This window comes from Aequoribacter sp. (assembly GCF_965659035.1).
Classification (GTDB): Bacteria; Pseudomonadota; Gammaproteobacteria; order Pseudomonadales; family Halieaceae; genus Aequoribacter.
On record NZ_CBFHWH010000011.1, the window covers coordinates 1 to 6606 of the forward strand.

Annotated in this window: 9 protein-coding genes; 3 read left to right on the forward strand and 6 right to left on the reverse strand. The window is 53.0% G+C overall.

Annotated features, from left to right (window positions below):
• The 3 genes from dnaG to rpsU form a co-directional block, all read right to left on the reverse strand.
• Positions 1–1575 (reverse strand): DNA primase (gene dnaG / locus ACTF5Z_RS03310; RefSeq protein ID WP_438984485.1); only part of this gene is annotated, 1575 nt, incomplete at its 3' end.
• A 71-nt stretch (positions 1576–1646) separates the two neighbouring features.
• Complete coding sequence (locus ACTF5Z_RS03315; protein WP_009575104.1) at positions 1647–2093, reverse strand: GatB/YqeY domain-containing protein; 447 nt, start codon at positions 2091–2093, stop codon at positions 1647–1649.
• A gap of 12 nt (positions 2094–2105) precedes the next feature.
• Positions 2106–2321 carry a 30S ribosomal protein S21 gene (rpsU, locus tag ACTF5Z_RS03320; RefSeq protein ID WP_009575103.1) on the reverse strand — a complete coding sequence of 72 codons (216 nt, stop codon included), beginning with the start codon at positions 2319–2321 and terminating at the stop codon, positions 2106–2108.
• Positions 2322–2475: 154 nt separating this feature from the next.
• Here rpsU and tsaD point away from each other — a divergent pair, with 154 nt between their 5' ends.
• The 3 genes from tsaD to folK are packed head-to-tail and all read left to right on the forward strand — an operon-like array spanning position 2476 to position 4378.
• Complete coding sequence (gene tsaD / locus ACTF5Z_RS03325; protein WP_009575102.1) at positions 2476–3507, forward strand: tRNA (adenosine(37)-N6)-threonylcarbamoyltransferase complex transferase subunit TsaD; 1032 nt, start codon at positions 2476–2478, stop codon at positions 3505–3507.
• Positions 3507–3869 (forward strand): dihydroneopterin aldolase, encoded by a 363-nt coding sequence (gene folB / locus ACTF5Z_RS03330; RefSeq protein WP_040816195.1) that lies wholly within the window; start codon positions 3507–3509, stop codon positions 3867–3869. Before tsaD ends, folB begins: the two co-directional genes overlap by 1 nt.
• Positions 3866–4378, forward strand: a complete 513-nt coding sequence (gene folK, locus ACTF5Z_RS03335) for a 2-amino-4-hydroxy-6-hydroxymethyldihydropteridine diphosphokinase (RefSeq protein ID WP_438984486.1) — start codon at positions 3866–3868, stop codon at positions 4376–4378. Before folB ends, folK begins: the two co-directional genes overlap by 4 nt.
• Here folK and ACTF5Z_RS03340 read toward each other — a convergent pair.
• The 3 genes from ACTF5Z_RS03340 to ACTF5Z_RS03350 form a co-directional block, all read right to left on the reverse strand.
• Positions 4375–5511 (reverse strand): tRNA nucleotidyltransferase, encoded by a 1137-nt coding sequence (locus ACTF5Z_RS03340; RefSeq protein WP_438984487.1) that lies wholly within the window; start codon positions 5509–5511, stop codon positions 4375–4377. The genes folK and ACTF5Z_RS03340 overlap by 4 nt on opposite strands.
• A 27-nt stretch (positions 5512–5538) precedes the next feature.
• Positions 5539–6390, reverse strand: a complete 852-nt coding sequence (locus tag ACTF5Z_RS03345) for a symmetrical bis(5'-nucleosyl)-tetraphosphatase (RefSeq protein ID WP_423849299.1) — start codon at positions 6388–6390, stop codon at positions 5539–5541.
• A 5-nt stretch (positions 6391–6395) separates the two neighbouring features.
• The coding region (locus tag ACTF5Z_RS03350) for an ApaG domain-containing protein (RefSeq protein ID WP_438984488.1) at positions 6396–6606 on the reverse strand (211 nt) is incomplete at its 5' end.

Below are 6606 nucleotides of genomic sequence, written 5' to 3' on the forward strand. Positions count from 1 at the left end.
CCAATGCCCGAGGAGCATCGCGGTATTGGAGTGTGGTTGTTTGCGCAGCAATGTGAGTAGCTCGCTCAGCAGCGACTCGCCAGAATCATTAAGTATGGCAATGTCTTCGTTTTCGACTTGCGTAGCGACGTCGGGTCGCTGTAACAGTAAACCGATGCAGGTAAGCGCCAATTTACTGGGTCCGATATTTTTTTCATGGCGTTGAATTGGTTTGGGCGCTAGGGAATTAGGGCTATTTGGCTCGAGATCTTGCGCGAGAATGGGCTTCGGCTTTGGTGTTTGAATCTGGGCAAGCTCTGTTAGAGACGCTAAATCTACGCCAGTCCGATCGGCCAGTGCCTGCCACATCAATTGTTTAAACACGCCGCTTGGCAGTTGTTGTACCAGTGGCACAGCACGCTTTGAAAATGAGGCTTTACCCTCGAGCGATTCTTGATTTAATCCCTCTGCGGCCATATCGAATAAAAACTGTTCGACCGGTCGAGCATCTTTGATTAATGATTCAAACGCTTGGGTGCCGAGTTTTCGGACCAGTGTATCGGGGTCTTCACCCTCATCTAGGAACAAAAACTTGGCTTGACGACCATCCTCGAGCAAGGGCAGTACCGTATGTAGCGCGCGCTCTGCTGCGGCTCGTCCGGCCTTATCGCCATCAAAGCAGAACACAACTTCTGATACAAGACGATAGAGGCGCGTTAAATGATGTTCCGATGTGGCCGTCCCCAGTGTTGCCACTGCGTAGTGAATATCGTGTTGCGCAAGTGCAATGACATCCATATAGCCTTCAACGACCACGATGCGCTCGATGGATTTGCGTGACTGTTTGGCTTCGTAAAGCCCATACAGCTCGCGGCTTTTTGAGAATACGGGCGTCTCGGGTGAATTAAGATATTTTGGTTTTTCGTCGCCCAGTACGCGACCGCCAAAGGCCACCACACGCCCCCGTTGATCCCTGATTGGGAACATAATGCGATCTCGAAAGCGGTCGTAGGTGCGGTCCTTATCGTTGCGGATTGCCATGCCGTTTTCGACTAATGATTCGAGCTCTTTATCGCCCAAGCGCTCGATCAGATTTTGCCATCCAGGCGGCGCAAACCCAATCTGATAAAGTTTAGCGATGTGCCCACTCAAGCCCCGGCCCTTCAGGTAGTCGACGGCTCGACCGGCTTGCGGGTGATGTCGCAGGGCGTGTTGATAGTACTGATTAGCGGCATTCAGGGTCGTGTAGAGATGGGATTGACGGTCTCGTTGTGCCTCTTGCTGCGGAGTGGTTTGCTCGCGAGGTACTTCCAGGCCAGCGGTGTGGGCGAGTGTTTCCACGGCTTGCGGAAAGTCGACATTGTCGTAGTCCATCACAAAGCCGATGGCGTTTCCGCCCGCGCCACAGCCAAAGCAATAATAAAACTGCTTGTCTGGGTTAACGCTGAAAGAAGGCGTCTTTTCGTCGTGAAAAGGGCAGCGAGCCGAGTAATTCTTGCCGGTCTTTTTCAGTTTTATTCGACGATCAACGACTTCCACAATATCGGTGCGGTCGAGCAGGGTGTCGATAAAGCTTTGTGGAATGAGTCCGGCCATGGGCTATGTACGTTGCCAAAAAGGCTATTGAATCACGTTTTAGAGGCTTTGCCTAAAGACGGTGATCGCCTTTAGTTAAGGAGTGCTTTGACCCGCTTGGACACTTCGGCCATATCTGCTCGGCCTTGCATCTGTGGTTTGATGGTTGCCATTACAGCTCCCATTGCCTGCATGCCACTGGCGCCTGATGCCGCAATCGCGTCTTGAATCATTTTGTCGATTTCGTCAGCGGATAGAGGTTCTGGTAAAAATTCGCTAATCACTGCGATCTCGGCGAGTTCTTGCTCGGCGAGCTCATCGCGTCCAGCGTTTTGATATTGTTCTACGGAGTCGCGACGCTGTTTCAGCATCTTATCCATAATCGCAGTAGCCCGCGCATCGTCAATGTCGATGCGCTCGTCTACTTCAATGCGTTTGAATTCCGATTGGATTAATCGGAGGGTGCCTAGGCGCTGCTTATCCTTTGCTTTCATGGCCTCTTTAACAGAGGCTTTTATCTGCTCGACTAGCGTAGCCATGGGCGCAGTCTCTTAATACAAACGAGTACGCTTGCGGTTTTCGCGAGAGACTTTTTTCAGGTGGCGTTTAACGGCAGCAGCGGCAGCACGTTTGCGCAAGGTGGTAGGCTTTTCGTAGTGTTCACGCTTGCGAACTTCAGCCAATACACCGGCTTTTTCACAAGAGCGCTTGAAGCGACGAAGTGCTACGTCAAAGGGTTCGTTTTCTTTCAGCTTTACTGATGGCATTCTATTTACCTGTCCAGTTGTACGGTATGGGTGTAACCCCAATTTCAATTAAGGGCGCGAATTCTATAGTGGATTGCGCACGAATGCAAAGCTTTCTGCTAGCTCATTGCGCGCGCCTGTTTTACCATTGCGCCCAAGTGTTAAAGGGTGCCCTATGCGAGTATTAGGAATAGAAACCTCCTGCGACGAAACTGGGGTCGCAATTTACGATACCGAGGCCGGATTGTTGGCTGAAGCCTTGTACAGCCAAATCGATATTCATGCTGTCTACGGCGGTGTTGTACCAGAACTGGCCTCGCGCGATCACGTGCGCAAAACCTTGCCTTTGATTCATGACGTCTTGTCTCGAGCGGGTCTTGAGATTCACGATATCGAGGGTATTGCATATACCTCAGGTCCCGGATTGATTGGCGCTTTAATGGTGGGTGCTCTGGTGGGACGATCGCTGGCAGAAACCTTAGGCATCCCCGCGCTGGGTGTGCATCACATGGAAGGCCATTTGTTGGCACCCATGTTGTCGGATGAACCGCCGACCATGCCTTTTGTCGCCTTGCTCGTTTCAGGTGGGCATACTCAATTGATCGAAGTGCAGGGCATTGGAGACTACACCTTACTGGGGGAGTCGGTTGACGATGCCGCAGGTGAGGCTTTTGATAAAGTGGCAAAGATGTTGTACTTGCCCTATCCAGGTGGGCCGCACGTTGCAAAAAAGGCGGAGTCCGGTAACCCAGACCGCTTCGATTTTCCGCGCCCTATGGTGAATAAGCCGGGCCTGAACTTCAGTTTTAGCGGACTCAAAACCTATACCTTAACTACTCTGCAAAGCTTGGGCGGTATACATGAAATCAGCGAGCAGGATGTGTGCGATATTGCGCGCGCCTTCGAGGATGCCGTGGTTGATACGCTAATCATTAAATGTCGACGGGCTCTTGAGCAGACCGGGCTAAAGACTTTGGTGATGGCAGGCGGAGTTAGCGCTAACCAGCGCTTGCGCGCAAGTCTCGGTCCGGCGTTAGCCCCACTGGGGGCTAGTGTGTATTACCCTGCGCCGGCGTATTGCACTGATAATGGCGCGATGATCGCTTACGCCGGTGCTCAACGGTTGTTGGCGGGCGAGCAAGACGGTCCTTTGATGGATCTGAGGCCGCGATGGCCCTTAGCGGAATTGCGAGCGGTGTCGAGTTAATGGGTGATTGTGTCTTAATTAAAGGTCTGCGCGTGCCCACTTGCATAGGAGTGCATGCGTGGGAGCGCGAGATTCGACAGGAATTGGTCCTTGATATAAAGCTCGAATGGAATAATCGGTTACCGGCAGCGAGCGACAATGTTCGAGACTGTTTAGATTACACCGCAGTATCGGATTGGATAATGCACTACCTGGCTCAATCACAAGCCCAGCTTATTGAAACAGTAGCCGAACAAATAGCGATTGGTTTGTTGCATCAGTTTGGTGTCGCCGAGGTATCGCTGACAGTTAAAAAGCCCGGTGCGGTGCCGCAAGCTGACTGGGTGGGTGTGGAGCTCACGCGAACGCAGGCCGATTTGTGAGAGTATACCTAGGTATCGGCAGCAATATTGCGCCTGCTGATTCGATTGCTTCGGGTTTGCAAGCCTTGCGAGACGAGTTTGGTGCACTGCAAGCGTCAACTGTCTATGAGTCAGACAGTGTTGGCTTTGACGGGCCGCGCTTTTGGAACTTAGTGGTGGCTCTGGATACCGATTTGGGGTTGTTCGATTTACAAGATCGTCTTCGCGCCATCGAGTATCGGCACGGGCGCCCCGAGAACGCGATGCGCAACAGCAGTCGGGCGCTGGACATCGATATTTTGTTGTATGGCGATTACTGCGGTTTTTACGAGCACATCGAGTTGCCGCGCCCCGAAATTCATTACAACGCTTTTGTACTCAGGCCCCTAGCGGAGCTCGCACCTAATCGCGCACTGCCTAATATCAATATTTCCTTGGGTGAGCTCTGGCAACGTTTTGATCAGGCAAAGCAACCTTTGGTGCGCATTCCTTACGTTTTTCTGGGTGTAGAGTTACCGGGTAATCTCTAGTCATTAGCCGCCAAGGCATTAGCAACAGCTTCACGGCGTGCTTGTTCTATGGCTTGTCCAACTGCGGGTCCCGTCAAATTGGCCTCGACATTGCCGCGGCCTATCTCTCGGCACATTTCGGCAAGTGCTAGCCACTCTGACCGGTTGTTTGTCTGCTCGTGGTTATCGATTCGTGCAAGATGGGCAGCCGTACTGAGTAAGTCCGCAAAACCTTCGCCTTGCTTGAGCGCGCCGCAATCACGCAAGCTGTTAAACACGGAATCGGGAGCCTCGGCATTGGGCGCAGCTTGTAGTTCAGGATGTACCCGCAGCTGGGCAATGTGTTCCACGATCCGCTTGGGCAGCCCGAACTGCGAAGTCAGTGCAGGTAAAACATCTTTGAGTGTGGGCTGTTTGCTGCCACGCAGTAGCCATGCGGCGATATGGTGGGTCGTATTGCGGCAGAGCATTGCACTTTGGTTCAGCGTATCTGTCCACGGCGTAAAAGTCGTGGGGCCTGTGTTGTCTACCTTGAGTAACTGCTGCAAGGCACCGCACTGTGCCAGTACCGCGATAAACTCGCCTGGATGTTGGGTGCCGAGCGCCTTGTGCAATTCTTGCCATAACCGCTCGTGAGGTAGGGTCGTCAATTCGCCGCTGGCCACGATGGTTTGCATTAGGCGCTGTGTTTCTGGCGCGATAGAAAACCCAAGGCGCTTAAATCGAGCGGCGAAGCGGGCCAAGCGCAAGACTCTTAAGGGATCCTCGCTGAAGGCATCGGTTACGTGGCGTAAAACCCGAGCCTCTAAGTCGACCCGGCCACCATAAGGGTCAATTAATGTGCCATCTTTGGTTTGAGCCATGGCGTTAATGGTTAAGTCCCGGCGCGCCAAGTCCTCTTCCAGTGAAACGTCTGGTGCGTAATGGCACGCAAAGCCGTGGTAACCCTGACCTTGTTTGCGCTCTGTGCGGGCTAGGGCGTACTCTTCGTTGGTGCTTGGATGTAAAAAAACCGGAAAGTCCTTGCCGACGGCGCGAAAGCCTTGTTCTAGCATGGCCTCGGGACTGCCGCCCACGACTACCCAGTCGCGTTCATGCACGGGTAGATTTAACAGGCTATCACGGACGGCGCCGCCAACAAGATACGTTTTCATGCGGCGAGTTTAGGCCCAAACGCGGCGCTAGACCAGAGGCTTGCCGTTTTTGCAGGGGCAGCGAAAGAAGCGATCCTGTTCAAGCTCGTAAAGCGTTAACGAGCCACCCCATACACACCCTGTGTCTAAGGCAAGTGCATGCGGTGCGGCGCAACGACCCTCAAGTGCTGCCCAATGGCCAAAGACAATGCGATGGTTTTCCGGAATTTGATGGGGATGATTAAACCATGCATCCACGGGCTCGGGTGTTTGAGTCAACGGGTTGGGTAACTCACTTGCCGAGGGACTTGGCCCCTTGCTGGTCAAATCGAGTCGGCCCGACGCGGTACAAAAGCGCATGCGAGTGAAGACGTTGGTAATCGAGCGCAGACGTATCACGCCTGTCTGCGATTCGTCAAAGTAGTCGGGCTCGTTGCCGTACATGGATTCAAAAAACAACGGCGCCTTGCTTGAGCGCAGCATAGCTTGTACTTCGTTGGCATACCCTTGGGCCTGCTCGAGTGACCAATTTGGCGCAATGCCCGCATGCACCATGGTGACTTGGCTTTGGGTATACATTAACGGCTGCTGTATTAGCCAGCCCAAAAGGGTGTCGCAGTCTTTGGCTTTTAAGATTTCATCTATGGTATCGCCTTTTGAGGGTTTGCGTACCCCATGGGCCACAGCCAGCAGATGAAGATCGTGATTGCCTAATACGACCTGAACATGATCTCGCCGTTCGTACACAAAACGCAAAGCCTTTAGGCTCTTAGGGCCGCGATTGACAATGTCGCCCACCAGCCACAACCGGTCGTGTTGATCGTTAAAGTTTGCCTGTTTCAGCACGCATTTCAGCGGCTTTAAGCAGCCTTGTAAATCGCCGGCAATAAACGTCGCCATGGGTGTTAATGCAGAGCCCCGGGCTTGGCTAGCCGAAAGCTTGGGATAGTGACTTTAAACGTGTCTGGAAACGCGCCATGTTCGTGAATGACTTCGAAGGTGTAGTAGCCTTCCATAAAGCCGATGGGGGTCTCGAAATTTGAGCCGCTGGTGTAGTCATAATGCGCGCCGGGACGCAGAGTCGGCGTTTCGCCAACGACGCCAGCACCTTCTACC